The sequence below is a fragment of the Streptomyces sp. NPDC005866 genome (assembly GCF_040629895.1).
Taxonomy (GTDB): domain Bacteria; phylum Actinomycetota; class Actinomycetes; order Streptomycetales; family Streptomycetaceae; genus Streptomyces.
The window spans coordinates 153678-180183 of record NZ_JBEXWP010000010.1 but is presented as its reverse complement, the minus strand read 5'-3'; the positions used below and the strand labels follow the sequence as shown (position 1 = coordinate 180183).

28 protein-coding genes and 1 pseudogene are annotated in these 26506 nt (G+C 70.6%); 11 read left to right on the top strand and 18 right to left on the bottom strand.

Features of this window, described 5'->3' with window-relative positions; all coding sequences use genetic code 11:
- Nucleotides 1–48: 48 nt before the first annotated feature.
- Entirely contained in the window at nt 49–726 is a 678-nt protein-coding gene (locus ABZ396_RS17390; RefSeq protein WP_358921927.1) for a uracil-DNA glycosylase, read from the top strand.
- Between the two features lie 111 nt (nt 727–837).
- Here the strand turns inward: ABZ396_RS17390 and ABZ396_RS17385 are convergent, their stop codons facing one another.
- The 7 genes from ABZ396_RS17385 to ABZ396_RS17355 all read right to left on the bottom strand — a co-directional run bounded on the left by ABZ396_RS17385 (nt 838) and on the right by ABZ396_RS17355 (nt 6156).
- On the bottom strand, nt 838–1719 hold the full coding sequence (locus ABZ396_RS17385; RefSeq protein WP_358921925.1) for a metal ABC transporter permease: 882 nt from the start codon (nt 1717–1719) through the stop codon (nt 838–840).
- Nucleotides 1716–2534: an ATP-binding cassette domain-containing protein gene (locus ABZ396_RS17380; RefSeq protein WP_358922012.1), complete on the bottom strand. Its 819-nt coding sequence runs from the start codon at nt 2532–2534 to the stop codon at nt 1716–1718. The genes ABZ396_RS17385 and ABZ396_RS17380 overlap by 4 nt, the downstream gene beginning before the upstream one ends.
- A 74-nt stretch (nt 2535–2608) precedes the next feature.
- On the bottom strand, nt 2609–3547 hold the full coding sequence (locus tag ABZ396_RS17375; protein WP_358921923.1) for a zinc ABC transporter substrate-binding protein: 939 nt from the start codon (nt 3545–3547) through the stop codon (nt 2609–2611).
- A 176-nt stretch (nt 3548–3723) separates the two neighbouring features.
- Nucleotides 3724–4212 (bottom strand): transcriptional repressor, encoded by a 489-nt coding sequence (locus ABZ396_RS17370; protein WP_358921922.1) that lies wholly within the window; start codon nt 4210–4212, stop codon nt 3724–3726.
- A gap of 175 nt (nt 4213–4387) precedes the next feature.
- Entirely contained in the window at nt 4388–5272 is an 885-nt protein-coding gene (locus ABZ396_RS17365; protein ID WP_358921920.1) for a DUF1684 domain-containing protein, read from the bottom strand.
- 189 nt (nt 5273–5461) lie between these two features.
- Nucleotides 5462–5782 (bottom strand): metalloregulator ArsR/SmtB family transcription factor, encoded by a 321-nt coding sequence (locus ABZ396_RS17360; protein WP_358921918.1) that lies wholly within the window; start codon nt 5780–5782, stop codon nt 5462–5464.
- Between the two features lie 71 nt (nt 5783–5853).
- Nucleotides 5854–6156, bottom strand: a complete 303-nt coding sequence (locus ABZ396_RS17355; protein ID WP_358921917.1) for a hypothetical protein — start codon at nt 6154–6156, stop codon at nt 5854–5856.
- Between the two features lie 165 nt (nt 6157–6321).
- On the opposite strand from ABZ396_RS17355, the pseudogene ABZ396_RS17350 reads away from it, so the two are divergent.
- Nucleotides 6322–7713: pseudogene (locus tag ABZ396_RS17350) on the top strand (alanine racemase); the annotation flags it as partial.
- 114 nt (nt 7714–7827) lie between these two features.
- Here the strand turns inward: ABZ396_RS17350 and ABZ396_RS17345 are convergent.
- The 3 genes from ABZ396_RS17345 to rpmF form a co-directional block, all read right to left on the bottom strand.
- Entirely contained in the window at nt 7828–8388 is a 561-nt protein-coding gene (locus ABZ396_RS17345) for a GNAT family N-acetyltransferase (RefSeq protein WP_358921915.1), read from the bottom strand.
- 100 nt (nt 8389–8488) lie between these two features.
- A complete protein-coding gene (locus tag ABZ396_RS17340) occupies nt 8489–9670 on the bottom strand; it encodes a GTP-binding protein (protein WP_358921914.1) in 1182 nt (393 codons plus the stop codon).
- Between the two features lie 5 nt (nt 9671–9675).
- The gene (gene rpmF, locus ABZ396_RS17335; RefSeq protein WP_181658604.1) at nt 9676–9846 is read right to left on the bottom strand and encodes a 50S ribosomal protein L32; all 171 of its coding nucleotides are present in this window, start codon (nt 9844–9846) and stop codon (nt 9676–9678) included.
- A 98-nt stretch (nt 9847–9944) separates the two neighbouring features.
- On the opposite strand from rpmF, the gene ABZ396_RS17330 reads away from it, so the two are divergent.
- The 4 genes from ABZ396_RS17330 to ABZ396_RS17315 are packed head-to-tail and all read left to right on the top strand — an operon-like array spanning nt 9945 to nt 13451.
- On the top strand, nt 9945–10925 hold the full coding sequence (locus ABZ396_RS17330) for a zinc ABC transporter substrate-binding protein (RefSeq protein ID WP_358921913.1): 981 nt from the start codon (nt 9945–9947) through the stop codon (nt 10923–10925).
- Nucleotides 10922–11797, top strand: a complete 876-nt coding sequence (locus ABZ396_RS17325) for a metal ABC transporter ATP-binding protein (protein ID WP_358921912.1) — start codon at nt 10922–10924, stop codon at nt 11795–11797. The genes ABZ396_RS17330 and ABZ396_RS17325 overlap by 4 nt, the downstream gene beginning before the upstream one ends.
- Nucleotides 11794–12627 (top strand): metal ABC transporter permease, encoded by an 834-nt coding sequence (locus ABZ396_RS17320; protein ID WP_358921911.1) that lies wholly within the window; start codon nt 11794–11796, stop codon nt 12625–12627. Before ABZ396_RS17325 ends, ABZ396_RS17320 begins: the two co-directional genes overlap by 4 nt.
- A complete protein-coding gene (locus ABZ396_RS17315; RefSeq protein WP_358921910.1) occupies nt 12624–13451 on the top strand; it encodes a metal ABC transporter permease in 828 nt (275 codons plus the stop codon). Before ABZ396_RS17320 ends, ABZ396_RS17315 begins: the two co-directional genes overlap by 4 nt.
- Before the next feature lie 7 nt (nt 13452–13458).
- On the opposite strand, the gene ABZ396_RS17310 is transcribed toward ABZ396_RS17315, so the two are convergent.
- From ABZ396_RS17310 to ABZ396_RS17285, 6 genes are all read right to left on the bottom strand, one after another.
- Nucleotides 13459–13818 carry a GTP-binding protein gene (locus ABZ396_RS17310; protein ID WP_358921908.1) on the bottom strand — a complete coding sequence of 120 codons (360 nt, stop codon included), beginning with the start codon at nt 13816–13818 and terminating at the stop codon, nt 13459–13461.
- 208 nt (nt 13819–14026) lie between these two features.
- Nucleotides 14027–15199, bottom strand: coding sequence for an MFS transporter (locus ABZ396_RS17305; protein WP_358921906.1), 1173 nt, complete (start codon nt 15197–15199; stop codon nt 14027–14029).
- Complete coding sequence (locus ABZ396_RS17300; RefSeq protein ID WP_358921905.1) at nt 15199–15735, bottom strand: GNAT family N-acetyltransferase; 537 nt, start codon at nt 15733–15735, stop codon at nt 15199–15201. Before ABZ396_RS17300 ends, ABZ396_RS17305 begins: the two co-directional genes overlap by 1 nt.
- On the bottom strand, nt 15732–16889 hold the full coding sequence (locus tag ABZ396_RS17295) for a type III PLP-dependent enzyme (RefSeq protein ID WP_358921901.1): 1158 nt from the start codon (nt 16887–16889) through the stop codon (nt 15732–15734). Before ABZ396_RS17295 ends, ABZ396_RS17300 begins: the two co-directional genes overlap by 4 nt.
- Nucleotides 16890–16897: 8 nt before the next feature.
- Nucleotides 16898–18217 carry a DUF6271 family protein gene (locus tag ABZ396_RS17290; protein WP_358921899.1) on the bottom strand — a complete coding sequence of 440 codons (1320 nt, stop codon included), beginning with the start codon at nt 18215–18217 and terminating at the stop codon, nt 16898–16900.
- Nucleotides 18199–19299 (bottom strand): phytanoyl-CoA dioxygenase family protein, encoded by a 1101-nt coding sequence (locus tag ABZ396_RS17285; protein ID WP_358921897.1) that lies wholly within the window; start codon nt 19297–19299, stop codon nt 18199–18201. Before ABZ396_RS17285 ends, ABZ396_RS17290 begins: the two co-directional genes overlap by 19 nt.
- Nucleotides 19300–19581: 282 nt before the next feature.
- Here ABZ396_RS17285 and ABZ396_RS17280 point away from each other — a divergent pair, with 282 nt between their 5' ends.
- The 4 genes from ABZ396_RS17280 (at nt 19582) to ABZ396_RS17265 (ending at nt 22453) form a co-directional block, all read left to right on the top strand.
- Nucleotides 19582–21093 carry a glycoside hydrolase family 3 N-terminal domain-containing protein gene (locus ABZ396_RS17280; RefSeq protein ID WP_358921895.1) on the top strand — a complete coding sequence of 504 codons (1512 nt, stop codon included), beginning with the start codon at nt 19582–19584 and terminating at the stop codon, nt 21091–21093.
- 108 nt (nt 21094–21201) lie between these two features.
- The gene (locus tag ABZ396_RS17275; protein WP_358921893.1) at nt 21202–21348 is read left to right on the top strand and encodes a hypothetical protein; all 147 of its coding nucleotides are present in this window, start codon (nt 21202–21204) and stop codon (nt 21346–21348) included.
- Nucleotides 21332–22207 (top strand): glycoside hydrolase family 76 protein, encoded by an 876-nt coding sequence (locus tag ABZ396_RS17270; RefSeq protein WP_358921891.1) that lies wholly within the window; start codon nt 21332–21334, stop codon nt 22205–22207. Before ABZ396_RS17275 ends, ABZ396_RS17270 begins: the two co-directional genes overlap by 17 nt.
- Before the next feature lie 39 nt (nt 22208–22246).
- Complete coding sequence (locus ABZ396_RS17265; RefSeq protein ID WP_358921889.1) at nt 22247–22453, top strand: hypothetical protein; 207 nt, start codon at nt 22247–22249, stop codon at nt 22451–22453.
- A 75-nt stretch (nt 22454–22528) separates the two neighbouring features.
- Here ABZ396_RS17265 and ABZ396_RS17260 read toward each other — a convergent pair whose 3' ends face one another.
- Nucleotides 22529–23617 carry an exo-alpha-sialidase gene (locus ABZ396_RS17260; RefSeq protein ID WP_358921887.1) on the bottom strand — a complete coding sequence of 363 codons (1089 nt, stop codon included), beginning with the start codon at nt 23615–23617 and terminating at the stop codon, nt 22529–22531.
- 274 nt (nt 23618–23891) lie between these two features.
- Between ABZ396_RS17260 and ABZ396_RS17255 the strand changes: the two genes are divergently transcribed.
- A complete protein-coding gene (locus ABZ396_RS17255; protein ID WP_358921885.1) occupies nt 23892–24485 on the top strand; it encodes a hypothetical protein in 594 nt (197 codons plus the stop codon).
- Between the two features lie 29 nt (nt 24486–24514).
- Here the strand turns inward: ABZ396_RS17255 and ABZ396_RS17250 are convergent, their stop codons facing one another.
- Entirely contained in the window at nt 24515–26494 is a 1980-nt protein-coding gene (locus ABZ396_RS17250; RefSeq protein WP_359184905.1) for a HEAT repeat domain-containing protein, read from the bottom strand.
- Nucleotides 26495–26506: the final 12 nt, after the last annotated feature.

The following is a 26506-nucleotide window of genomic DNA, read 5'->3' as shown; positions in this document are numbered from 1 at the left end:
TCCGGCGCCTGTGCGCAACCCCGGTGGGTGCCAGTAGGGTGACGCGCTGTGGCACCACGACCCTTGCATGAACTTGTTGAAGCGGGCTGGGCGAAGGCTCTGGAACCTGCGGCCGAACGCATCGCCGCGATGGGGGACTTCCTGCGGGCCGAGATAGCGGCCGGCCGGACCTACCTCCCGTCCGGAGCGAATGTCCTGCGGGCCTTCCAGCAGCCCTTCGACGACGTCCGCGTCCTGATCGTCGGCCAGGACCCGTATCCCACGCCGGGGATGGCCATCGGATTGAGCTTCGCGGTCTCGCCCGAGGTGCGTTCGCTGCCGGGCAGTCTGGAGAACATCTTCCGGGAGCTGCACTCCGACCTGGGGCTGCCCAGGCCGTCCAACGGTGACCTCACGCCATGGACGGAGCAGGGGGTGCTCCTGCTGAACAGGGCACTCACCACCGCTCCGCGCAGTCCGGCCGCACACCGGGGCAAGGGTTGGGAGGAGGTCACCGAGCAGGCCATCCGGGCGCTGGCGGCGCGTGGTAAGCCCCTGGTGTCCATCCTCTGGGGGCGTGACGCGCGCAATCTGCGGCCGCTGCTCGGGGATCTGCCGGCGATCGAGTCCGCGCATCCCTCGCCGATGTCCGCGGACCGCGGGTTCTTTGGTTCGCGTCCGTTCAGCCGGGCCAATGACCTGCTGGTGCGGCAAGGCGGTCAGCCGGTGGACTGGCGTCTGCCGTAGGCCGTGGTGACAGCCCAAAGTGGGGCGGCCGTTTGCTCCTCGGACTGCGGACCACGGCACGGGGGCGGGCTTGTGGACGCCCGCCCCCGTGCCGGCCGGCGCTCCCGCGGTTCACGCGGATTGTGCGATCGACCTTCTGGCCCCCCACCGTCGGGTGCGGTAGCGGCCCGCCAGCCGGCAGACGACGTAGATGGTGAACGAGATGGTCGTGACGTAGGGGCTGATGGGGATGCTGCTGCCCAGGGCGAGCAGGATCCCGCCCTCGATCGAGACCACGGCGAAGGCCACGCTGAGCAGGGGAAGCAGAACCGGTGACGCGGTGACGCGGGCGGCGGCGGCGGCCGGCGTGACGACGAGCGTGAGGACCAGCAGAGCGCCGACGACCTGCACCGACAGGGCGACGGTCAGGCCGAGCACGAGCATGAAGGCGAAGGACAGCGACCGCACCGGCACCCCGCGGGCCTCGGCGACGTCCGGGTCGGCGCTGGCGAAGGCCAGAGGGCGCCAGATGACCGCGAGGACGACGAGGACCAGCGCGGAGGTGCCGATCAGCCAGGTCATCTGCGGGGTGTCGACGGCGACGATCTGCCCGGTGAGCAAGCCGAACTTGTTGGCCGCCCGGCCCTTGTAGAGGGCCAGGAACAGCACGCCGAGCCCCAGGCCGAAGGGCATGAGAATCCCGATCACCGAGTTGCGGTCCCGGGCGCGCGCCCCCAGCACACCGATCGCGCCGGCCGCGACCAGCGAGCCGATGATGGAACCCGCCACGATGTTGAGCTCCAGCAGCAGCGCCGCGGAGGCACCCGCGAAGGACAGCTCGCTGATCCCGTGCACCGCGAAGGGCAGATCGCGCATGATGACGAACACCCCGGCCAGGCCGCCGACCAGGCCGAGCGCGGCGCCGACGATGAGGGAGTTGCGGACCAGCGTCAGGAGTTCGCCGTAGTTGTCGAAGGCGAAGATCTGCTGCCAGATCGAGTCGGCGAGTGTCATGAGCGGACTCCGTCGGACTCGTGGGCTTCCTGGACGGGGTGGTGAGCCGGTGCGGCGACCTCGTCGGGTGCTCCGACGACCACGACCCGGCCGTGCACGCGGACGACGTCCACCTGGGTGCCGTACAACTGGGACAGCGATTCGGACGTCAGGACCTCGTCCGGTGTCCCGATCCGGTAGCCGCCCCTGGCCAGGTACAGCACCCGGTCCACCAGCCCGAGGATCGGGTTGATCTCGTGGGTGACGAAGACCACCGCAGTGCCGTGGGAGCGGCGTCGGGCGTCCACCAGTTCGGTGACGGCCCGCTGGTGGTTCAGGTCGAGGGACAGCAGCGGCTCGTCGCACAGCAGGATCCGCGGATCGGTCGCCAGGGCCTGCCCGATGCGCACACGCTGGCGTTCGCCTCCGGACAGCAGGCCGAGCGGGACATCGGCGTACGCCGAGGCACCGACCGCCTCCAGGATCCCGTCCACCCGGCGGCGGACGGCACCCGTGCGCAGCCTCGGCCCGAAGCGGTGCCCGTCGATCCCGAACCGCACGAGGTCGCGGGCGCGCAGCATCGCGTAGGCGGACAGGGCCGCCTGCTGCGGGACGTACCCGATGTGCCGGCCGCCCTTGTGCGCGGGCCGGCCGAGCACCGTCAGCGTCCCGGCGGACAGCGGCTGCCGGCCCAGCAGGGCACGCACGAGACTGGTCTTGCCCGAGCCGTTCGGCCCGAGGACGGCGAGGAACTCCCCGGGCCGCACGTCGAGATCGAGGCCCTGCCACACCACACGCTCGCCGTAGGACACGGCGGCGCCGCGCAGACCGAGCACCGGCGCGGTGCCGCTGCCGCCGGTCTCCGGGTCGCCCTGGCGGGACTTGGGTACGGGGATCACCGCCACTCGCCTCACTTGGCCAGCGCGCTCGCGAGCGCGTCGACGTTCGACGTCATCCAGCCGAGGTAGTCCTTGCCCTTGGGCAGGGTCTCGGTCACGGGTACGACGGCGATGCCGGCCGCCTTGGCCGCGTTCTGGACCTTCTCCGTCTGCGGGCCGGAGGTCTGCGCGTTGTAGACCAGCGCCTTGACCTTCTTGTCGCTGTACAGGGCCAGCGTCGTCTGAAGGACCTTCGGGGAGACGTCGCTGCCTTCCTCGATGGCCGCGCTGAACTCCTCAGGCGTCTTGTTCACCAGACCGCTCGCCTCGGTCATGTACAGCGGCACCGGCTCGGTGATGCCTATGCCCTCACCGCTGTGGTCCTTCTTGATCTGCGCTTCCTTCGACTCCAGCGGAGTGAGCTTCGACTTGAAGGTCTCGGCGTTCTTGGTGAAGGTGGCGGCGTTGCCGGGGTCGGCCTTGCCCAGCGCGGTGGAGATGCTGTCGGCGATCTTGGCGACGGTGGGGAAGTCGTACCAGACGTGCTCGTTGAGCCCGCCGCCCTTGGGCGCGGTCTTGCCGGAGACCTTGACGGCGTTGATCACTTCGGCGGTGGAGTTGCTGCTCTTCAGCATCCGGTCGATGAAGTCGTCGTAGCCGCCGCCGTTCTCGACGACGACCTTGGCCTTGGACAGGGTCAACTGGTTCTGGGTGTCGGCCTCGTAGGAGTGCGGGTCCTGGCCGGGGTCGCTGATGAGCGAGGTGACGTCGACATGGTCGCCGCCTATCTGCCCGACGATGTCGCCGTAGACGTTCGTCGAGGCGACAACCGTGATCTTGGAAGACGAGGCCGAGTCCGACGCGGAACTCCCGTTGCTTCCGGAGTCCGACGAGCTGCCGCAGCCTGCCAGCAGGGCCAGGGAGGCGCCGGTGATCAGCGCCAGGCGACGGCGGGACGGGGACGAGGGCATGGTTCCTCCGCGACGGGGTTGGAGCGGGAGTCTTCGCGAGTGGTGGAGCGGCCGGGCCGAAGCCGGGTCACTTACCACGCTAGGTGGAAATGAATGTCAGGACCATGGCTGGCCGCCATCGATATGACAATCGTTGCCAAGGCTTGACATGACGGCTACGCGTACGACGCGCTCCACTACGGACCGCCATCGCCGGCCGGCGGAAGGGGTGTGTCTCGCTCCCGGACGGGCGGGCCCGGGGCCGGCCCCGCCGGCCGGCAGCGATCGCAGATACCCGTCAGCTCCACGGTGTGTTCGACCTCGGCGAATCCCGTGGCCGCCGCCACGCCGTCCGCCCATCGCTCGACCGCGTCGGCGTCCACGGGCCGGCTGACGCCGCATCGACGGCAGACGAGGTAGTGCCGGTGTCCATCGGTGGGGCGCGGCCGGTACAGCCGCTCGCCGGTCCGCTCCCGTACGACGTCGACGTGCCCGGTACGCTCCAGTGTCCGGAGGGTCCGGTACACCGTGGTCAACCCGACCCTGACGCCGTCGGCTTCGAGTGCCGCATGCAGTTCCCTCGCGGACGAGAAGCCGGAGCAGTCGTGCAACGCGCCCATGACCGCGATGCGTTGCCGGGTCGTGCGCCAGGCCGGAGACGACTGCTCGGCCGACGAGTCGTACATGGGGCGGACCTCCCGGGATGCTTGGGCCGATTCCCCTCCCACGGTAAGTGAACACGATTTCCATAAGCGAGTGTTAGGTCACCCGAGGGTCGCCCGAGGGGCCTCCGCGGGTTGCATGGGGGCGATTGGGGCGCTGCCGTCGCGGCGGTGGGCTGTATGCCGGGTGGCTGCGGCGTCAGCCGGTCTTCTCTCGCGGTGTCCGCTCGCCCGCCTCGACGGCGAAGGGCAGCCGGTTGTCCGGCGGAGGCACTGGGCAGACGGGGAAGTTGTCGCTGAACGCGCACGGCAGGTTCACCGCCCGATTGAAGTCCAGGCGCACCTGGCCGTCCTCGTCCACATCGGAGATCACCAGTGAGCGGCCCGCGCTGTAGGTGGAGACGCCGCTGGTGCCGTCGGCGAACACGGTGTGCAGCGTGCCGCCGGAGCCCAGCACCCGCAGGGTGTAGGTGTGTCGGGCGTGCTGGAAGCGGACAAGCCGGGGGGAGTCGCAGGTGCGCTCGCTCAACTCCGGTCCGACGGAGCCGAGTTTGACCGGGCTGGGCGACTCGTACGGCTCGTAGTGGCCGGTGAGCACCCAGTTGGGGTCGGGCCCGAAGGTGGGGACCCCACGGAAGTTCCGTCGCGTCGGCGCGTCCGGGTCGTAGACCAGATCATGTAGGCGTCGCGGTAGGTGATGCCGATCTCCAGTTCGCCTGCCGTCACCCGCTGGTCGTCGGGGGGCGGCGGCCTGCGGGAGCCGCTTCACCATGCCGAAACTCTCGCCCCCGAACGACATCGTCGCTTCTTCCGGGTCGATGACCACCTCGCCGTGGTCCTCGGACCAGAGGCCCGGCAGCCCCGGGTAGTGGCGGAGGGTGGTGTCCAGCCAGTACAGGGATGGCGCCGACAGCCAGCCGTGCGGTGCGACGAGCCACTGCTCCCAATCAGCCCGCCATGCGGGCCAGTCCAGCGTGAATCGTTCACCAGCGATGTCCCGGCCGTACGCCCTCGTGCGGCACCCGCTTTCTCGTTGATCCGGTTCCGAGGGGCCCACCGTGCGCGGGCCGCGCGAAATCGGCAACTGAGCTTGCGGGAACGGCAAATGTGCGAGGACTGTGGGCCGTGCTCGCCGCAGCGTGGGCGGGCGTCCTGGGCTCCGGCACTGTTCGACGGCGAACGCTCTGCGCAAGCGTGGCGATGGCCGGGAGTACGTGTCGGGCGCACCGTCGCGGAGGGCCTGGCGCCGTCACCGGATCGCGGAGGCGCCGGGCTACTCCTGGGCGTGCCGGATGGCGTCCAGCACAATGTGGGCGACGTGGTCGTCGGTGAGGCCGTACCGGATCTCCCGGGCCTCCCGGTGTGCGGTCACGATGCGGGAGGTGCGCAGGATCCGGAGGTGCTGGGAGACCAGCGGCTGACTCACCCCGAGGGCGGTGACCAGTTCATGGACGTACTTCGCGCCCTCGGACAGTTCGCGCACGATGCCTAGGCGCACCGGGGAGGCCAGTGCCTTCAGGAGGTCACTGGCCGCCTGCAGGGAGCGTATCGGCTCGTCCGTAGGGGTCGCCGGAGAAGGGGGAACGGTTGCCACATGCAGACATTAGCATGTGGCAATGATTGTCGGTTCGCCTTCGTCTTCTCGCTACTGAACGCCGGGCCGGCTCAGTGGTCGTCCCAGTGCCCCTCGTGTGCCGCGTGGCGGTGGCCCTCGTGCACGTAGTCGACGTGGTCTTCGTGGGGTACGGCCACGTGCCCGCAGCCCTCGCCGTGCTGGTGGCCGTGGTCCTCGTGGCGGGCGTGGCCGGCATTCGCGCACTCGTCGATGTGGTCCCCGTGGGCGCGGTGGAGGTGGCCGTCGTGCGCGAAGTCGGTGTGGTCGCCGTGCGGGATGGCGACGTGCCCGCAGCCCTCGCCGTGCGTGTGCGCGTGCTCGTCGTGCGTGCGGTGCTCGGTGGCACTGGTCATCTCGTGCTCCTGGTTGTGCTCTGGGGTCGGTTGAGAGGTGGGGGCCCGCAAGTGACGCGTGGCTTCATGAATATATAGCAATGCTTGCATGTGTGGTGTGACAGCGCCACGCCGACTGTCGTGACGTGTCCAGTCCTGAGCGCTTAATGGCGGTTGTAGGCGGAAATGATTACGCCCGAACGATCGTCGGAGCCGCTCGGCCGATGCGGGCCGAAAGGGAAGGTGCCTGTCGTGGGAGTGCCCCTGTATCTGCGACCACGACTGGAACCACCGCTCAGCGCGCTGCTGGACGCCGGTCCGTTCCTGCACTCGCTCGTCGGCGCGCTCGGATCACCGCTCAACGTGCTGCTCCCGGAGCGGATCGCCGAGAACGCCGAGCGGTTCCAGGCCGTCTATCGTGCACACCACCTCGCCGGGCGGGTGTACTTCGCGCACAAGGCGAACCGGTCCAGCGCGCTGGTGCGACGGTTGGCGGCTGCGGACCCGGCCGGGGTCGGCATCGACGTGGCCTCGGTGGGGGAGCTGCAACACGCCCTGGGCTGCGGCTTCGCCCCGGACCGGATCATGGCCACCGGCCCCAAGGACCCCGAGTTCCTGTGGCTGGCCGCCCGCGCCGGCGTGACGGTGAACCTCGACTCACGCGGCGAACTCGACCAACTGGCCGAAATGGTACGGAAGTACGGCCTGCCCCGAACCGACGTGCTGCTGCGGCTCTCCGAGTTCGAGTCGGCACGGGACCTCCAGGGCGTGCGCGTGCTCTCGCGGCGCAGCCGCTTCGGCTCGCCGGCCGGGGACGTCGGCGAGCTGCTCTCCACCGTCGAACGCCACCGTGACGCCGTCGAGTTGACGGGCATCGCCTACCACCTGGACACCACCGCCCAGGCGGAGAAGGGCCGTGCCCTGGAGCACTGTGTGAAGGTCATGGACGAGTGCCGTGCCAGGGGTCTTTCACCGCGCGTCCTCGACATCGGCGGCGGCTTCGGGGCCGGCTATGTCGCCGACGCCGGTGAGTGGGAGCGCTACACCACCGCGCTGAGCGAGGCGGTGCTCGGTGCCCGCCCGCCGCTGACCTGGCGCGGACACGGCTACGGGCTGCGCAACGAGGCCGGCACGGTACGCGGGGCGGCGGCCGTCTATCCGGCGCACCGCCCGACCGCCGGCCCCGGCTACCTCGACGAGCTCCTCTCCCTGTCCGCGCCCTCCCTCGGCCGCCCGTCGGCCACTCTGCTCCTGGAGCACCTGTACGACCTCTACACCGAACCGGGCCGGGCTCTGGTCGACCAGTGCGGGCTCTCCCTGGCACGCGTCCTGGACGTACGGCGTACAGAGGATGCTTCCGGCCCGGGTGAGTACCTGGTGCGCCTCGGCATGAACGCCGGGGACGTGAGTCTGGAGGAGCACGGCGTGCTCGTCGACCCCGTCCTCCTGCCCCGCCCGGCACCCGAACCGGACAGCGACGAGGGCCCGGTGGGAGTCCACCTGGTCGGCAATCTCTGCCTGGAGGCCGATCTGATCACGCGCCGCACCGTCTTCCTGCCCCGGCTGCCGCGCGCCGGCCGAACTGCTGCTGGAGGCGGGCTTTGGCCATGTCGCCCCCGTCTGGCAGTTCGGCGACAGTCACGTCCTCGTCGCCGTCAAGGACTGACTCGTCGACTGAACTCGCCGGAGGGATCAGAGGCTGAGGCTCATCAGGATCTCGTCGCGGTCATCGCCGGGGGCCACCCGCAGCGCCCCTGGCCAGCGGCCGATCTCCGCCCAGCCCAGCTTGCCGTAGAAGTCCTCAAGACCCAGACCGGCCCGCGCGGACAGCCCCAGCCGTTCCAGCCCCATCTCGTCGCGGGCGATGCCGGGGACGCGGCGCATCAGTGCCGCGCCGATGCCCTGCCCGCGGAAGCGGGGGTGCGTCTGGACGTGGTTGACCACGCCGCAGTGCGCGACGAGCGGATGCTGATCGCGGCGCAGGAGCAGCCAGCCGGCCAGAACGCCCTCCACGGTGGCGACTAGCAGTCTGCTGCGGGGCGGGCCGAGTTCGCGGACGATCCGGTCGACTTCGGGCTCCACGTCCCCCGTGGTCACCGGCGGCAGCGGAAAGCCGGCGGCGATGACCGCCCCGCCCGCGTTGGTCACCGCCGTCCAGCAGTCGACCAGCTCCCGTCTGAGGTCAGCGGTGGCCTCGCAGGGCTCGGTGACCTGTGTGAACTCGGGAGTCTTACCCGTCACGTGCGCTGCCATGGCGATCACCCTGCCAGAGGAGCCGCCGCGGGACGGCCCGGTCGGTGTCCGTACCGGGCCGGGCGGTGCCGTGGCTGCGTCCACCGCCCGGCCCGGGGTCTCAGGTTCCCGCCGGGAGTGCGGGGTGCTCGTGTTCGCAGGTGTCGTCGATGCCGTAGGTCTCCCAGGCGGGGAACGGGTCGACGGGCGGCAGGCTCTCGCGGTCCGCCATGAGGCAGTCGGTCAGGGCCGCCGTCAGCGCTTCCGCGTGCAGGTCCGTGCCGATGAAGACCAGTTCCTGACGTTCGGCGCTCTCGTCGTCGTGGGCGGCGGAGGGCTCGAAGCGGGCCACGGAGCCGGCCTGCGACCACAGGCCGGTCACGTGCGGGCGGTTGGCCAGGGTGAAGAAGCCCTTGGACCGCAGGATGCGTCCGTAGGCCCCGCTGTCGAGCTCCTCGGTCACGAACGTCCACAACCGGCCCGGGTGGAAGGGCGCTTCGGAGCGGAACACGGTCGACGAGATGCCGTACTCCTCCGTCTCGGGCACATGGTCGCCGTTCAGTTCCCTGACCCAGCCGGGGGCCTGCTGGGCGCGCTCCAGGTCGAACAGCCGGGTGCCGAGCACATCGCCGACCCTCACCCGGCCGTGAACGGCGGGGACGATCCGGGCCGCCGGATTGAGACGGACGAGCGTCGCCCGAAGTGTGTCGGCGGTCTCCTCGTCCACGAGGTCCAGCTTGTTGAGGACGATCACGTCGGCGAACTCGATCTGGTCCATCAACAGGTCGCTGACGGTGCGTTCGTCGTCCTCGTACTGGTCCAGGCCGCGCTCCACGAGCTCATCTCCGCTTGCCAGTTCGGCCAGGAAGTTCGCCGCGTCAACGACGGTCACCATGGTGTCCAGCCGGGCGAGGTCGTCGAGCGTCGCCCCGTCGTCGCGGGCGAAGGCGAACGTGGCGGCCACGGGCATGGGTTCGGATATGCCGGACGACTCGATGAGGAGGTAGTCGAAGCGGCCCTCGCGGGCCAGCCGGTCGACCTCTTCCAGAAGATCGTCGCGCAGGGTGCAGCAGATACACCCGTTGGTCATCTCCACCAGCCGCTCCTCGGTGCGCGACAGGGCGGCCTCGCCGCCGCGCACCAGGTCGGCGTCAATGTTGATCTCGCTCATGTCGTTGACGATGACGGCGACGCGCAGGCCCTCCCGGTTGCCGAGAACGTGGTTGAGGAGGGTGGTCTTGCCGGCGCCCAGGAAGCCGGACAGGACGGTGACCGGCAGCCGGTCGGTGCAGTCGTACGGCACGGCGCTCAGCCTTCGGGGCGCAGGAGTCCGCGCTCGTACGCCTTGGCCAGCCGCTGCGGAACCAGGTAGGGGACGCCGTCGACGGTGACCGGTACGAGCTGCGGTGTGGTGGCCTTCCACTGCGCGCGGCGGTGGCGGGTGTTGCTGCGGGACATCTTTCGCTTGGGCACTGCCATGGGGGGTCCTCCTTGGTGAGCCGGTGGGCGGGGGCCAAACGCTACATGAAAATGGATCCCATTACTAATGACGGCAGGGAGGTCTGTGTCGTATGGTCGTGAAAACCATTTTCATTAGTGGCTTCCCGGAGGAGATCCCCGTCATGCGCCCCGCCCTGTCCCGTCGTCCCGTCGCCGTCCTCACGGCCGTCCTGCTCAGCGCCGGTGCGAGTGCCTGTTCCACGGCGGCCTCCTCGGGCACCGCCACCTCGTCCGACGGCCCGATCCCGGTGGTGGCCGCGGAGAACTTCTGGGGCTCCATCGCCCAGCAACTCGGCGGCAGCCACGTCAAGGTCACCAGCGTCATCAGCAACCCGAACGCCGACCCGCACGACTACGAGCCCACCGCCGCCGACGGCCGCAAGGTCGCCAGCGCCCGCTACGCCATCGTCAACGGCATCGGTTACGACGCCTGGGCCGACAAGCTGCTCGCCGCCAACCCGGACTCGGGCCGCACCGAGTTGAAGGTCGGCGACCTGGTCGGCCTCAAGCCCGGCGACAACCCGCACCGCTGGTTCTTCCCGGACGACGTCCACCAGGTCATCGAGAAGATCACCGCCGACTATAAGAAGATCGACCCGGACCACTCCACGTACTTCGACGCCCGCGCGAAGACCTTCGAGAACAGGACCCTCGCGCCCTACAACCAGCTCATATCGAGCATCAGGAAGACCTACGCCGGCACCCCGATCGGAGCCTCGGAGTCCATCGTCACTCCGCTCGCCGACGGCCTCGGCCTGAAATTGGTCACGCCTGGGAGCTTCCTCCAGGCGATCAATGACGGCACGGATCCGACGGCCAAGGACAAGTCCACGATCGACGGACAGATCGCGGGCAGGAAGATCAAGGTCTACGTCTACAACAGCCAGAACTCCACCCCGGACGTGCAGGCCCAGGTCAAGGCAGCCAAGGCGGCGGGCATTCCGGTGGTCACCGTCACCGAGACGCCCACCCCGGCCACGGCGTCCTTCCAGGACTGGCAGGTACGGCAGTTGACTGCGCTGAAGGCGACGCTGGCCGAGGCGGCGGGCAGGCGATGAGTTCCGAGGCCGTACGGGCACTCGTGCCGACGCAGCGGTCGGGTGCGGACGCGCCGGTGGTCTCCCTGCGGGGTGCGGCGGCGCGGGTGGGCAGGCGAATCCTGTGGTCGGACGTGGATCTCACGGTCGGTGCGGGGGAGTTCGCGGCGGTGCTCGGTCCGAACGGGGCCGGAAAGTCGACCCTGGTGAAGATGCTGCTCGGGATGGTGCCGCCCGCCGCGGGCGAGGTGCGGGTGCTGGGCGGGATGCCCGGCCGGACCGGGGACCGCGTGGGCTACCTGCCCCAACGCCGCAGCTTCGACGCGTCGCTCAGGATCCGGGGTATCGACATCGTGCGCCTCGGTCTGGACGGCGACCGCTGGGGCGTCCCGCTGCCGGTGCCCGCCCGCTTCAGCGCACGCCGGCGTGAGCAGCACGAACGGGTCGCGGACGCCGTCGAGTTGGTCGGCGCCACGTCGTACGCGCACCGGCCGATCGGCGCCTGCTCGGGCGGCGAGCAGCAGCGGCTGCTGATCGCCCAAGCCCTGGTGCGCGAACCGGAGTTGCTGCTGCTGGACGAGCCGCTCGACAGCCTCGACCTCTCACACCAGGGCGCCATCGCCGCGCTGGTCGGGCGGATCTGCCGACAGCGGGGGACGAGCGTGGTGATGGTCGCCCACGACGTGAACCCGATCCTGCCGTGGCTCGACCGCGTCGTGTACATCGCGGGCGGCGGGGTGGCCGCGGGGCGGCCCGAGGAGGTCATCACGACCCGGACGCTGACCCGGCTGTACGGCGCCCCCGTGGAGGTACTGCGCGCGACGGACGGGCGGCTGGTCGTGGTCGGCGCCCCCGAGCCGCCCGCCGTGCACAGCGATCGGCACGCCTCGTGACTGTCATCAGCGAGTTGTGGGCGTACCCGTTCATGGTCCACGCCTTCCGCGCCGGCACGATCGTGGCCGTACTGGCCGCCGTCATGGGCTGGTTCATGGTCCTGCGGCGGCAGAGTTTCGCCGGCCACACCCTCGCCATGGTGAGCTTCCCCGGCGCCGCGTTCGCGACGCTGCTCGGGATCAGCGCGGCCTTCGGCTACTTCGCGTTCTGTGTGGGCGCGGCCGTGGTCCTCGCGGCCGTGTCCCGGCGCGAGGCCGGACAGGACGCCGCGCTGACCGGGACCGTGCAGGCGTTCCTGCTGGCCTGCGGGTATCTGTTCGTCGCCCTGTACAAGGGCTTCCTCGGCGGGATCAACTCCCTGCTGTTCGGGAGCTTCCTGGGGATCACCGACGCACAGGTGCTGACCCTGGCCGTGATCGCGGTCGCCGCGCTTTGCGTGCTGGCGGTCATCGGGCGGCCGTTGCTGTTCGCCTCCGTCGACGAGGCGGTCGCCGCGGCAGGGCGCGTTCCGGTACGGGCGTTGTCGGCGGCGTTCCTGGTCCTGCTGGGCCTGGCCACGGCGGGCGCCAGCCAGATCACCGGCAGTCTGCTCGTCTTCGCGCTGCTCGTCATGCCGGCGGCGACGGCTCAACAGCTCACCGCACGACCGGTGATGAGCCTTCTGCTGTCCGTGCTGATCGCGGTCTCGGCGGTGTGGGCCGCTCTGGTGGCCGCCTACTACTCGCCGTATCCGATCGGGTTCTACGTGACGACGTTCGCCTTCGCCGCGTACGTGCTGACCCGGCTCGGCCGGCTCCTGGGCCGCGCCCAGGAAGGCAGCACCGCATGAGTGCCTTCGAGCATCCCTTCTTCGTCCATGCCCTGCTCGCCGGCACCGGCATCGCGGCGGCCGCCGGGCTGGTCGGCTACTTCCTGGTGCTGCGCGCCCAGATCTTCACCGGCGACGCGCTCGGCCATGTCGCGTTCACGGGCGCGTTGGGCGCCCTCGCGGCGGGAGTGCACCCACGGCTGGGACTGTTCGCCGGCACCATCGCCGTGGCCGTCCTGACCGGGGCCGTCGGGCGGCGGGGACGTGCCGACGACGTGGTCATCGGAAGCGTCTTCTCCTGGCTGCTGGGCCTGGGCGCCTTCTTCCTCACCCTGTACACGACCTCACGGGGCGCCACGCACGGTACGGCGGGCGTGAGCGTCCTGTTCGGCTCGGTCTTCGGGCTGTCGGGAGGCCAGGCGTGGACCGCCGCCGCGACGGGCGCCGGGATCTGCGGGGCCGTCCTGCTGCTGGCCCGCCCGCTGCTGTTCGCCTCGGTCGACGAGGCGGTGGCGGCGGCCCGCGGAGTACCCGTCCGGGCTGTCGGCATCGCCTTCCTCGTCCTGGTCGGAGCCTGCACGGCGCAGGCCACCCAGGCGGTCGGCTCACTGCTGCTGCTCGGCCTGCTCGCCGCGCCCGCGGGAGCCGCACACAGACTCGTGCAACGGCCTTACCACGCCCTGCTGTTGTCGCCGGGACTCGCGGTTGCCGAGATGTGGACGGGGCTGGCGCTCAGCTATGCCGTGCCGGTACTGCCGCCGAGCTTCGCCATCCTGGCGACGGCGACGGCCGTGTACGCGGTGACGGCGATCGCCGTGCGACCTCGCCGGGGTGCGGTGGTGTGACATCGGCTCAGCGAATCCGGCGGACGACCTCCGTGATCGTCTCGTCGTCGGCCAGGTCGGTCTTGTTGAGCACCACCCGGTCGGCGAAGGCGATCTGCTCGACGGCCTCGTTCTCCACGCCCTCGGGCTTGACCTCGTCCAGTTGCTGGAGCACATGGGCGGCGTCGACGAGGGTGACAATGGCGTCCAGGCGCAGCTGGGCGGCGATTTCGTCGTCCATGAAGAAGGTGTGCGCCACGGGCGCCGGGTCGGCCAGGCCGGTGGTCTCGATGAGGATGTGGTCGAACTTCTCGCGGCGACGCATCAACGCGCCCAGGATGCGGATGAGATCTCCTCGGACGGTGCAGCAGATGCAGCCGTTGTTCACCGGCCAGGGCTACCAGCACGAGGTATCCACGCGGCCCTCCCCCTAGTGCCGCTGCCCGCTGACACTGCGGGAACTGCTGAGCAACCCCTGGTCTTCGTAGTAACGCAGGCAGGGCGTCAAATCCCCGCCCTCGGCTGATGCCGGTGGTCGACGCGTGCGGGGTCTGCCGTACCTTGCCCGGCTTCGGTGACGTCGACGCATCCGCCGGTCAGCCGCCGGCCGGCGTCCAGCGGATCCGCGTACTGGCCAGCGAGACCACGAGCGCCGCTGCCGCGACGACCGCCAGCCCCCACACCAGGCTGCTCGAGTTCGCCACGAACCCGATGACCGGTGGCCCGGCGAGCAGACCCGTCGTGCCCATCGCGGCGACCAGGGCCAGCGCCTCCGAGCCCTGCTTCGCCGCGGCCACGTAGACGCACGGGGTGACGGCCGCACAGCCCAGCCCGACGCAGGCGAACCCGACCAGGGCCGCCGCCACACCCCCGCTCACCAGGGCGAAGGCCAGCCCGGCGGCGGCCAGCGCACTGCCCGACAGGACGACCCGCCCGTCGCCCCAGCGGCTGCGCCAGCCATCGGCGAAGAGGCGGGCCACCACCATCATGCCCGACACCACGGCGATGCCCGCCGGCGCCAACTCCGCTGAGGCATCGGCGACTTCCCTCAGGTAGAGGGCGGACCAGTCGTTCATGGCACCCTCGGTCACCGTGCCGAACGCCATGGCGCAGCACATCCAGAGCGTCATACGGGACGGCAGGCTCCATGCGCCGCCGCTCTTCTTCTCCTTGGCAGGCTTCTCGTCGGCGGACGCCTCCTCGTCGAGCAGACCGGGGCGCGCCACGGCGGACAGCAGGACGAGCAACACGGCGGCCACGCCGAAGTGCACCGCCACCGACGAGGTCGCCGCGTTCATGCCGGAGGCGAGGAGGGCCGCGAGCAGGGAGCCGGCGCTGAACGTCGCGTGCAGCCTGGCCATGGCGTTGCGTTCGTACCGGGTCTCCAGGGCCGCTCCCTGCGCGTTCATGGCCACGTTCAGGCATCCCACGAACACCCCGTCGGCCACCATGACCAGCAGGGCGACGGGATAGTCCGGCGCTGCGGCCAGTGCGACGAGCAACAGTGTCAGACAGAGGGCCGACAGCAGCGCCAGCCGGGCCGAGCCCAGCCTTTTCATGAGCACCGGCACCAGCGGGAACGACGCCACGGCACCAAGGCCCGCGGCCATCAGCAGCACCCCCACCTCGGCCGCTGTCAGACCGAGGTCCGCCTTGAGGGCGGGAATCCGCGAGGCCCAGGTCGCGTACTGGAAACCGAGCGAACAGAACAGTGCGGCGATGGCCAACTGGGCGCGGTGAAAGGGATCATGGACACGGAACACGCACATCAACTCGCTTGGTCGACTCGGCCGTCGCCTTGGGCATGGAGACGGGACATGTAGACGGCGTTCGTGCCGTAACCGCCCGGGGCGATCCCCGGGTGCGCGGTGAATCCGCGCGCCGACCAGAACGGCTCGCTGCCGCCGACGGCGATCAGCGAGATCCGCTCGAACCCGCGCGAACAGGCGGTCAGTGTCAGGTGGTTCAGGAGACGCTGGCCCAGTCCCCTGCCGCGCAGCCGCTCCGTGACCACGATGTCGTGCAGGTGCAGATTGCGTGCGGAGCGCGAGGGGAGCGCAGGCGCCTCGGTCCGTCCGAGGTCCGGATATCCGAAGGACGGATACGGCAGTGCCAGCACGTACCCGGCCGGCCCTGAGCCGACGTCCAGGACGAAACAGGTGTCCGGCGAGGCGTCCGCTCGGGACCGCAGCTCCGCGCGCCCCTCCGACAGGCCGAGTGCCGTGTAGGCACGGGACTCCATCGCGACGATGGTGTCCCAGTCGGCGTCGGTGATGTGGCGTATGTGTACGTGGTCGCGGCTCATGGTCGTCCCCCGCCCGTGCAGACGTACGGGAGCGGGTCGAAGCCGTTGAACCCCTGGGTCGTGTAGCTGACCGCGTAGGCGCCGCTGGACAGTACCCAGACCGGATCTCCCGACGACAGATCCGCGGGGACCTGCACAAGACCGTGCTCATGGGGGTAGGCGTCGTCGCTGTCGCAGGTGGGACCCGCGACGACGGCCGGAACGGACTCGGCGTCACGGTGCGTGGGGAAGACGAGCCGGTACTGCAACGCGTCCATCTCGTACAGGCCGTTGAACTTGCCGCAGCTCAGGTAGAGCCAGTACTGCGGCTCGCCGTCGGACCGCCGCCGTTTCGACAGCCTCGCCACATGGGCCCGGATGACCCCGTGATCGGCGACGAGATGGCGCCCCGGCTCCATGACGAACCCGAGGTGTTCGCCGTGGACCTTCCTGAGCTGGCGCACGCCCTCGCGGATCACGGCGAAGATCTTGTCCAGCGGGGGGTCCAGCGGTGTGCCGTACCGGTCGAGGTATCCGAGGGCCGGCAGACCGCCGCCGAGGTTGACATGGTCCAGCAGGATCCCGCGCCGGCCCAGGGCGGTCAGGACGTCCGCCAGGCGCTCGACGGCACTGTGCCAGGCGTCGGCCGTCATCTGCTGGGAGCCGACGTGCACGGACAGCCCGGAGGGGGTCAGTCCCTTCACCCGTGCCGCCTCGAGGATGCGCACCGCGTCCGCCGGCGCGCAGCCGAACTTGTCGCTGAGCCCCCACAGTGCCCCTTCACCGTCGGTCGCCAGCCTGACGAACACCCGGGCTCCCGGAGCGTGGGCCGCGATCGCCGCCATGTCCTCCAGGCTGTCGGTGGCGAAGTCCCGGACCCCGAGCCGGTGGGCTTCGGCGATGTCCCGGTCCGACTTGACGGTGTTGCCGTAGTGCATCCGGCCGACCGGCACGCCCGCGCGCAGCGCCTGCTCCAGTTCGCGGGGGCTTGCCCCGTCGACTCCGGCGCCCTTCCCGGCGAGGCACGCGAGCACCTCGTCCACCGGGCAGGCCTTCATGGCGAAACGGACGTCGACGCCGGGCAGTTCACGCCGCAGCCGGTCGTAGCCGTCCTCGATTCCGGTCAGGTCGAAGATGATCCGGTCCTCGGTGGAGCCCTCCAGTACGGTGATCATGTGCGATCTCACCGCTGCTGCCCGGGCGTCGCAGGTACGGAGGTGAGCCTCGCCGCACGCACCAGCGGTTCCCACACCTCCGTCAGCAGGGCGAAGTCCTCGATGTCGCCGCGGGCTTCGTCGAGGAGGCGTTCGCGGCGCTGCCACAGGAGATCGGCGAACTCGGCGTATCTGCCGCCCAGTTTCCGGTAGGCCGAGTCGAGGACGTCCAGCCGCCGGACGTTCTCGCCCGGGTCGAGCCGCGCGCTCTCCCTCGCCAGCCGGACGACGGCGGACGCGCGCACCTGCCCCTCGCCGTCGAGCAACCGCGCGTCTCCGCGGGCCATTTCGGCGTAGATGAAGTTGAAGTAGAGCATGGACAGCAGGAACTTGACGAAGCGCAGCTGGTACGCGATCAGACCGGAGTCGGTCTTGCGCTCACCCGTGTAGAAGTTGACGATGTTCCGGTTGTGCAGAACGCCCGGCAGTGCGGCGTCGTGGACCAGGTGGATCAGGAAGTAGTCGCTGCCGATCGTGTCGGTCGCGGGCGGCAACGGCACGCGCTCGTGTACTCCGTGGAAGCTGATGTTGCACATGTCCACGCGCATGGGGTCGACCAGGGCCAGCGTGGAGTGATCCGTGGTGAAGGCGTCCGAGCCCGCGCCGCGGAAGGACTCGTCGACGAGTTGTCTCTTCTGCTCGTCGGACCAGTGGCCGGGCGCCCACAGACCGACCATGTCGTGGTAGACGGCGAGGTCGATCCGGAGTATCTCGCCGATGTCCACGGACAGTTCACCCACGAACGAGCTGCCCACCATCGCGACCCGTCTGCTCATGTGGTCGGTGGCCAGTGCGTTCTCGGTGACGTCGTGGGCGGCGTCGGCCGCGCGCCTGCCAAGGGACATGAGTTCGTGATGGACGGGGAAAACGTTGTCCCCGTTCACCACCTGGTAGCGGCTGTCGGAGTCCCTGCGGTGGACCGACTCGCATCCGAGCGCGGCGGCGATGAGGAACGCGCGGTTGGTGCAGGCGCCATAGGAGACGCCGGGCGGGAGCATCAGGTCCAGCAGCAGATCGGGCTTCATGACTCCGGCCCGGTCGATCACCCGCCGCAGAAACTCCCGCTGCTGCTCCTCGTCGAGATGGTGTACGACGATCCGCGGATCGCCCGGGATGCGGCGCACGGCCTCGGCGTGTTCCGCATGGACCGGTGCGGAGCAGGAGTCCAGGATCAGAAGATGCACCTCGGTGCCGAAGTGATCGGCCGCGTAAGCCGCTTCCTCGGCAACGGCGGCGATCGTCGCGGAGCAGGGCCTGTTGGTGGGCAGGGTCAGACAGATTCGGCGCATGTCTCTTCTCCGACCGGTATCTCTCCTCCGACCCGCTCAACCGGCTCGAGGGCCTCGTCGAGGTCCGCCCCGTTCCAGGACTTGAGGCCCAGCAACTTCGCCCCCAGTTCGGTGAGGTCGGCCCTGCCGTACCGCAAGGACTCGTGTCGGGTGGCGTCGCCGAGCAGCGTCGCGTTCCAGTCCGGCGTACTGAGCGTGCGCCATGACTCGATCCGGGAACGCCTGAGCGCCTGGTGGGACTCCAGCGCCGGCATCATCGAGAGGTACTGGGCCGCACGCACCGCCCCGTCGGAGGTGTTGGGCGCCACGCCGTGCGCCAGCAGGCCGTTGAAGATCAGCAGATCGCCGGCCTCGAGTTCCGGTCGCACCACGGGGAACTCCGCGCGGTCGATCCTGGGCCGGATCGGGTCGCGGTCGTCGGGCTGGAACGCCTTCCACTGGTCGAACCGCTTGAACAGCTCGGGGCAACACTGGAATCCGCCGAGTTCCGGCCGGGTGTCGGTCAGGGCGATGATCCCCTGGACCCGTTGCGGCAGGACTCCGAGGGTGGTGTCGACATCCCAGTGGAGCTCGATGTCGAACCCCTCCTGCGTGCCCGGGATCAGGGCCCGGTCGCGATTCTTGACGTTCGGCGGGTTCAGGTTGAGCCGGTCGAGCGTCACCCACAGCTCTTCGCAGTCCCACACGTCCACGAACGCGTCGTAGACCCGCTGCGTCTGGCGGCTGTCCCACAGGAGCTGGTGGTGGTAGGCCTCGACGAAGCCGTAGATGTGCAGTTGCCGGTCCAGGTCCGAGCGGTATTCGCGGTCCTCGTACCAGGTCTCCGGGCGACCGGGGTGCAGACCCTGGAACTCCCAGGCGAAGTCCAGCAGCCGGCGGGCCGACGAGGCGGGGATCGCCTCCTTCACCACGACGTATCCGTAGGTCTGCCAGAAGGCGAAGTCCTCCTCGGAGAGGACTCGGAGGGGGCGGGTCTTGTGCAGGTCCCGCAGGGGTGTCGGGGCGAGATAGGTCTCGCCGTCCGAACTGAAGTAGGGGAGGTTCGACGGGGCTCGATGGAGATAACGGTCAGTCGTGGGCATGCGGTGCTCCAGACCTCGATCTCAGGTTGCGGCGACCCCGATCGGGTCGCCAGATGCGCGGAGCGAGGGCGGTGGTTGTTCCCGCAGGATCACTGCACCACGTGACACACCAGCCCCGGTTCGAACTCGCGCAGCCCTAACTTGGACTAGACCAACTCGTCGTGTCAAACATGGCAGTTGAGGCCGTGTTTTCGTCAAGAAGGCGGAAATCGGACCCACTTGACAGGAGCGGCTAGCCTAAGCGGAGACTCATTGGTCTGTACCAACTGAAGGGCACGCTCGATGGTCTCCAGCACACACGGCAAGGACTTGCGACGACTTGCGCTCTCCGTCCTGCAGCCGGGGTTCGTGGGCACCGACGCGCCGGACTGGGTGCTGCGTGAGATCGGTGACGGGCTGGCCTCGGTCGTGCTCTTCGCCCGCAACATCGTCTCGATCGACCAGGTCGCCCGGCTGACCGGCCGACTACGCGCGGAGAACCCCGAGTTGGTCATCGCGATCGACGAGGAGGCCGGCGACGTCACCCGGATCGAGTCCGCGACCGGCTCCACCCGGCCCGGCAACTTCGCCCTCGGCACCGTCGACGACACCGAGCTCACCGAGGCCGTCGCCGCCGACCTGGGCCGACAGCTGCGCGCCGCCGGCATCAGCCTCGACTACGCGCCCAGCGCGGACGTCAACTCCAACCCCGACAACCCGATCATCGGGGTCAGATCCTTCGGCGTCGACCCGACAGTGGTGTCCCGGCACACCGGCGCATGGATCCGGGGCCTTCAGTCGGCCGGGGTCGCCGCCTGCGCCAAGCACTTCCCCGGCCATGGCGATGTCGCCGTCGACTCCCACCACGGGCTGCCCACCTACGGCGCCGACCGCGAACAGATCGCCGCCCAGGCCCTGCCGCCGTTCCGCGCCGCCCTGGACGCCGGCGTGCGCGCGGTGATGACCGGCCACCTGCTGGTCCCCGCCTACGACACCGACCTGCCCGCCACGCTCAGCCGGCGCATCCTGGACGGACTGCTCCGTCAGGAGCTCGGGTTCGACGGCATGGTCGTCACCGACGCCATCGAGATGGGTGCCGTCGCCGATCGCTACGGCATCGGCGGGGCCACCGTGCGAGCCGTCGCCGCCGGTGCCGACGCCGTCTGCGTCGGCGGTGAGAACGCCGAGGAGGCCACCGTCGGACTGCTCGCCGACGCCCTGGTCGACGCCGTCGTGTCCGGGGACCTCCCGGAGGTGCGGCTCGCCGACGCGAGCGATCGCGTGCGGGAGTTCGCGGCGTGGTCGGCAGGCCTGCGCCCGGCCGGCCCTGCCGGCACGAACGGCACCCGCATCGGCATCGCGGCCGCCCGCCGGGCCATCCGGCTGACCGGCGCCGTGCAGGACTCGGTACCCCTGTCCGCCGCACCGCACGTGGTGGAGCTGGTGCCCACCACCAACCTGGCCATCGGCAAGGAGACCCCCTGGGGCGTGGCCGCCCCGCTGGTCGAGCGACTGCCCGGAACGACCTCCGTCCGGGTGTGCCAGGAGGACCTGCGGTCACGCACCGCCACCCTGAAGACGCACGCCCTGACACCCGCCGCGGGACGCCCGCTGGTAGTGGTCGTCAGGGACGCCTCCCGGCACGGATGGATGGCGCACGCCCTCGCCGAGCTCATCGCCGCTCGCCCCGACGCGATCGTCGTGGAGATGGGCCTGCCGGGCGCCCCTGTCCCCGCGGCCGCCCAGATGTTCACACACGGTGCCACCGCCGCCTCCGGAGTGGCCGCCGCGGAAGTCCTGGCGGGGGTCCATTAGCGCCCGGACAGTTCAACAACCGTATCCGCGCGCAACGTTGACGCGGCCACGGCTCTTTCCTACCTTCTGGGAGCGCTCTCATATCCCTCGCCAGAGCAGGCAGGCCCCATGACCCCCATACAGAGACCACGACGGCGCCGCCTTCCCCGCATCACGGCCGCACTCGCCCCGGCGCTGCTCGCCGTCCTCGTCCCGCCGGCACCCCCGAGCCTCCGGTGCGACCTCTACACGTACCTCCATGTCCGCCACCCGTGACCCGCGCGGCCTGCTGTTCGGCGGCGCGGTCCGAGCCTGCGGTCGCGAGGCGAGCCACAACCAAGGCAGTTGCACCGCCTGGGTCCGGCCCTCGCCGACCCGGGCGCGCGCGGCGGCGGAGGCACTGGCGGCGTCCTACAACCCCTACGAGGGCTGGTGGCGCAGCAGCTGGTGGAACTCCGCCGCCTCCCTCACCGCGCTCATCGACTTCGCGAAACGAACCGGCCGGCACGACTACGACCGGATGATCGCCCGCACCTTCGAACAGAACCGGGGCACCTTCGCCGCGGGCACGCGAAGCTCCGACCCCGTCGAGGGGGACTTCATCAGCCGCGCCATCGACGACTCGGCATGGTGGGCCGTGGCCTGGCTGGCCGCATACGACCACACGCACGAGCAGCGGTATCTGGACGAGGCGATCACCATCACCGACTACGTCCACCAGTACTGGGACACCGGGACGTGCGGCGGCGGCGTGTGGTGGGACCGGGAGCGCACCTACAAGAACGCCGTGACCAACGGCCCCTATCTGTGGCTCACCACGTCCCTGCACCAGCGGATCAGCGGCGACACCGTGTGGGGCACCCGCGCGACCACGGCGGCGGACTGGTACCTCGCCGCCGGAATGATCAACTCGGCCGGCCTGGTCAACGACGGCCTCACCACGAACTGCGCCAACAACTGGCAGACCGTCTGGAGTTACAACCAGGGTCTCGCCATCGGCGCCTTCACCGAGCTGTGGCGCTCCACCGGCCAGAGCCGGTACCTGGACACCGCCAGGCGCCTGGCGGACGCCGCGATCGCCTCGCCGGCGCTGACCCGCGACGGCGTCCTGACCGAGTCATGCGACACCGGCTAATCCTGCGACGACAATCAGAAGCAGTTCAAGGGCATCTTCATGCGGCACTTCGCCGACCTGGCGAACGGCACCGGCTCCGCCACCTACCGGGCGTACATCACCCAACAGGCCGACTCGGTCTGGACCACCGACCGCGACCCCCTGAACCGGCTCGGCCAACGCTGGTCCGGCGCCACCCCGAACCAGCTGGACTGGCGAACCCAGGCCAGTGCGCTCGGGGCGCTCACGGCGGCGGACGGTCTGTGAGCGTCTGCATCCACGGCGCTGGTGATCCGGGCCCGCATTACCGGCACTGCGGGCCCGAACCACAGGGCGTTCAGCTCAGGCGACGACCGCCGCCCGCACGCACAGCACGTCCGGCAGATGGGAGGCCAACTGGCGCCAGCTGTCGCCGTCGTCGGCCGATGCGAACACCTCGCCGTTGCGATTGCCGAAGTACACCCCGGCCGGATCCGCGTCGTCCGTGCAGAGCGCGTCGCGCAGCACCGTGCCGTAGTGGTCCTCCGCCGGCAGCCCCGCCGACAGCGGCTCCCAGGTGTCGCCCGCGTCGGACGTACGGAAGACCCGGCAGCGGTGCTGGGCGGGCACCCGGTCCGCGTCGGCGTTGATCGGGAACACATACGCCGTCTCCGCGCGGTGCGGATGGGCGGCCACCGCGAAGCCGAAGGTGGACGGCAGTCCCGCGCCGATGTCGGTCCAGTGCGCCCCCGCGTCGTCGCTTCGGTACACCCCCCAGTGGTTCTGCAGATACAGCCGGTCCGGACTGCCCGCGTCCTGGGCGACCTTGTGCACGCACTGGCCGAACTCCGGGTCGGGGTCCGGCAGGAACACCGCGGAGACACCGGAGTTGGACGGTGTCCAGCTCGCGCCGCCGTCGGTGGTGCGGAACACCCCGGCCGTCGAGACGGCCACCGTCACCGACTTGGGGTCCCGCTGGTCCGTGACGACGGTGTGCAGGCCCTCACCGCCGCCGCCCGGCACCCACTGGTCGCGTGTGGGGTGCTCCCACAGCGGCCGGACGAGATCGAAGCTCTCCCCGCGGTCCTCGGAGCGGTACAGCGCGGCCGGTTCCGTGCCCGCGTACACCACGTCCGGTTCGGCGGCGGCCGGGTGCAGCTGCCAGACCCGCTCCAGCGAGGCCTGGGTGTCCTTGGGGAACTTCACGGCGGGCCGGGCCGGTTCGGTCCAGGTGCGGCCCAGGTCGTCGGAGTGGAACACCGACGGCCCCCAGTGCGCGCTGTCGCCGCCCGCCAGCAGCCGGGGCCGCTCGCCCCGGGTGTCGATGGCGACCGAGTAGATCGCCTGTGCGTTGAAGTACGGACTCTCGTCGAACTCCCAGGCGCTGCCACCTCGCCGCCGCCCGAGGAACAGACCCTTGCGGGTGCCCACGGCGAGCAGTACCTCGGCCATGCCCATCACCTCCATGACGTCTTTGTCACAACCCACCTTCAGATATCGGCCAGTCTGCACCCCGCCACTGACAGCGACCTCAGGACCGTTCGTTTTCGCAGCTCAGGGTCGTCGTGTCGGCTGATCGAAACAAGCGGGCGGAACTCGTTCCGGAAGACGCCTGCGCGATCGGGGTCAGTCGTGCGACCGTCGCCTCGGAGGTTCGCTGTGAGCAACGGAACGGCCTCTCCCGTATGGGAGGGCGGTCCGGGCTGTCCGTGCGCGCGTGAGGAGGATGCCTTTGAAGGCGTTCCGTGGTCCGAAGGTCTGGTTGTGGCGCTGGCGGCGCAACCCGCTGAAGCGCCGAGCCGACACGATGGAGGCCTGGGTGGTGCTCGGCGCCTGGCTGTTCACCGTCCTGGCCGGGGTGCTCGGCGGCCTCGAGGCGGCCCGGTCGGTCGAGGACGGCCTGGCCCGCGAGCGTGTCGAATGGCACCCGGTCGTGGCCCATGTCATGGACAAGGCCCCAGGAGGGTCCGGACCGAAGTCCGACTCCTCCGGCGGCGAACGGGTCTGGGCGAGGGTGGGCTGGACCGTCACCGACGGCTCCGCGCACACCGGCCAGGCCCGGGTCTCGGCCGGCAGCAGGGTCGGCACTCCGGTCACCCTCTGGTCGGACCCCCAGGGGCATCTAGTCACCCGGCCCGCCACCGCCTCCGAGGCCCACTTCCGCTCCGCGCTGATCGGCGGTCTGGTCGGGCTGAGCGCGGCCGCCGTCCCCTTCGTCGCAGGGCTCGTGGTGCGCGGCCGGCTGGAACGGCGGCGGATGGATCGCTGGGACGCGGAGTGGTCGCGGCTCGGGCCGCAGTGGGGGCGTACGACCGGCTGAGGCCGTCGCCCGTCCCGGGGGCTCCGAGGTCACTGACTGGCCAGCGCCTCCCGGCAGTTGGCGAGCAGCCGCTCGTCCTGGGCGATGTCGTGGCTGCCGTACCCGCCCGGCCGTGCCGTGTGCCGTCGGGCGGTGGCGAGTTCGGCCGCCACCAGGTCGCGCAGCGGTGCGCCCGCCGGGCCCATCGTGGCCAGGCACTTGGCGATCGTTGCGCGGGCGTACGGGTTCTCCGACCAGGCGGCCCGGAACACCGGCAGCACGGGACCCGGATCCCCCTCGATGCGCCACAACGCCCGTGCCGCCGTGGTCCGTTCCCACACCCGGCCGGATCCGGCCAGCCCCCGCAGCGCGGGCAGCGCGTCCCGTGCGGCGGGCCCGAGCCGCCCCAGTTGCTCGGCCGCGGTCCTGGCACTGCGGCCGCGGCCGTACCTCAGCTCCCGTAACAGTGCGGGAAGTACGGCGTCCGCGTCGCCCTCCGCCGACCACAGGGCCCCCGCCGCCAGGGCCGCGTGCCGGGTGTCCAGGAGCCGGCGCAGCACCGGCGCCGCCGCCCGGGCCACCGTCCCCAGGGCGTCGAGCGCCCGCACCGCCTGCCCGACGAGGGCCTCCCGTGCCCCGAGCCCGTCCGGTGCGCCGCGCAGCAGTCGCAGCACCTCCGGTACCGCCGCCGGGTCCTTGAGTGCGGTGAGCGCCGCCAGCAGCGGAGCGGCCAGTTCGGCGGCCTCGGGCGCGTCCAGCGGGACCTGGCCGAGCCGGTGCCGCAGCGCGGGGGCGAGCGGAGCCGCCGCCGGGCCCAGATGGACCACCTCGAAGCCCAGGCCGGCCGGAACCACCGGGCCCGCCAGTAACTGCGCCAGGACCGGGACCGCACGCTGATCACCGCTTCTGGCCAGCCCCTTGAGCGGCCCGCCCAGCGAGGGTCTGCCGCGCTCCCAGGTGTGCACCCACAGGTCGGGCCGCGCGATCACCAGCGCGTGCAGTTCGTCGGTGGCGGGCGCGGCCAGCCAGAACAGCTCCGCGATCACCGAGACGGCCGCGTCACGCAAATGGTCCTCTTCGCTGCCCAGTTGGGCGCCGATCAGTGAGACGGGCGCGGTGAAGTCCGCCCGCCACTCACGGAACAGCCGGGCCGACATCCACACCCCGTTGCACCGGTCCATCGGGTCCGGACTGCCCAACTGGCCGACCAGCAGGGCGATCCGGTCGGCCACCCGGTCGTCCAGCGCCCGGTGCAGGGTACGCAGCAGATACGAGCCCTCCTCGTCCGACGGCCGCAGCCGCCGTATCCGGCCGACGAGCGTGTCCGGGTCCACCCGGTCCGGACCCGTCGCGCGCCGCTCGGACCGCTCTCTGAGCAGCCGGACCGCCGTCGGCACCAGATCGGCGGGCAGCCGCTCCGGCGCGCCGAGGGCCAGCTGGCCGAGTGCGGCGAGCCGCATCGCCGGGGAGTGCGGCGGCTCGCTCTGCGCGGCGAGCAGGTTCACCGCCCCGGCCGCTTCGTCGGGATGGCGTCGTACGAACAGGCCGAGGGCCGCAGCCAGGGTCGGCAGCACCTGCTCGTCGCGCTCCACAATGGTCCGCCGACGCAGCAGCTCCAGCACCCGCGCCGGCTCGTCGAGGAACCGCACCAGGGCACCGGCAGCCGCCCGCCGCACCCCGGGGCACGGGTCGTCGGCCAACGGCACGAAGGCCTCGGCACCCGCGCGCACGGCGGCCCGGGCGGGCGGACCGGCGCTCTCCGCCCCGATGCTGACCAGCAGTTCGACTATGGCGCCCCGGTCCCGCACCTCCGCGCGGGAAGCGAGCGCGAAGAGGAACGGGACGCAGGCGAGCGTCGAGTCGTACACGTTCCCCTGGTGGTGCACCGAGCCATACATCCCGTCGAGCGCGACTTCCCGTTCGGCCACGTCCGCCGAGGCCAGTCCCCGCAGCAGACCGGGCACGTCCTCCGCGCTGCCGTACGCGTGCCGCAGCGAGGGCCAGTCGACCTCGTCGATCCCCGTGAACACGTTGTCCTCCCC

What these genes read in the sequence shown, in the direction of transcription:
- ABZ396_RS17385 (WP_358921925.1), bottom strand. Translation starts at nt 1,719, where the DNA reads ATGACACTCGCCGACTCGATCTGGCAGCAGATCTTCGCCTTCGACAAC.
- ABZ396_RS17375 (WP_358921923.1), bottom strand. Translation starts at nt 3,547, where the DNA reads ATGCCCTCGTCCCCGTCCCGCCGTCGCCTGGCGCTGATCACCGGCGCC.
- ABZ396_RS17370 (WP_358921922.1), bottom strand. Translation starts at nt 4,212, where the DNA reads ATGTACGACTCGTCGGCCGAGCAGTCGTCTCCGGCCTGGCGCACGACC.
- ABZ396_RS17355 (WP_358921917.1), bottom strand. Translation starts at nt 6,156, where the DNA reads ATGACCAGTGCCACCGAGCACCGCACGCACGACGAGCACGCGCACACG.
- ABZ396_RS17345 (WP_358921915.1), bottom strand. Translation starts at nt 8,388, where the DNA reads ATGGCAGCGCACGTGACGGGTAAGACTCCCGAGTTCACACAGGTCACC.
- rpmF (WP_181658604.1), bottom strand. Translation starts at nt 9,846, where the DNA reads ATGGCAGTGCCCAAGCGAAAGATGTCCCGCAGCAACACCCGCCACCGC.
- ABZ396_RS17325 (WP_358921912.1), top strand. Translation starts at nt 10,922, where the DNA reads ATGAGTTCCGAGGCCGTACGGGCACTCGTGCCGACGCAGCGGTCGGGT.
- ABZ396_RS17315 (WP_358921910.1), top strand. Translation starts at nt 12,624, where the DNA reads ATGAGTGCCTTCGAGCATCCCTTCTTCGTCCATGCCCTGCTCGCCGGC.
- ABZ396_RS17305 (WP_358921906.1), bottom strand. Translation starts at nt 15,199, where the DNA reads ATGTGCGTGTTCCGTGTCCATGATCCCTTTCACCGCGCCCAGTTGGCC.
- ABZ396_RS17300 (WP_358921905.1), bottom strand. Translation starts at nt 15,735, where the DNA reads ATGAGCCGCGACCACGTACACATACGCCACATCACCGACGCCGACTGG.
- ABZ396_RS17295 (WP_358921901.1), bottom strand. Translation starts at nt 16,889, where the DNA reads ATGATCACCGTACTGGAGGGCTCCACCGAGGACCGGATCATCTTCGAC.
- ABZ396_RS17290 (WP_358921899.1), bottom strand. Translation starts at nt 18,217, where the DNA reads ATGCGCCGAATCTGTCTGACCCTGCCCACCAACAGGCCCTGCTCCGCG.
- ABZ396_RS17285 (WP_358921897.1), bottom strand. Translation starts at nt 19,299, where the DNA reads ATGCCCACGACTGACCGTTATCTCCATCGAGCCCCGTCGAACCTCCCC.
- ABZ396_RS17280 (WP_358921895.1), top strand. Translation starts at nt 19,582, where the DNA reads ATGGTCTCCAGCACACACGGCAAGGACTTGCGACGACTTGCGCTCTCC.
- ABZ396_RS17275 (WP_358921893.1), top strand. Translation starts at nt 21,202, where the DNA reads ATGACCCCCATACAGAGACCACGACGGCGCCGCCTTCCCCGCATCACG.
- ABZ396_RS17270 (WP_358921891.1), top strand. Translation starts at nt 21,332, where the DNA reads ATGTCCGCCACCCGTGACCCGCGCGGCCTGCTGTTCGGCGGCGCGGTC.
- ABZ396_RS17265 (WP_358921889.1), top strand. Translation starts at nt 22,247, where the DNA reads ATGCGGCACTTCGCCGACCTGGCGAACGGCACCGGCTCCGCCACCTAC.
- ABZ396_RS17260 (WP_358921887.1), bottom strand. Translation starts at nt 23,617, where the DNA reads ATGGCCGAGGTACTGCTCGCCGTGGGCACCCGCAAGGGTCTGTTCCTC.
- ABZ396_RS17255 (WP_358921885.1), top strand. Translation starts at nt 23,892, where the DNA reads ATGCCTTTGAAGGCGTTCCGTGGTCCGAAGGTCTGGTTGTGGCGCTGG.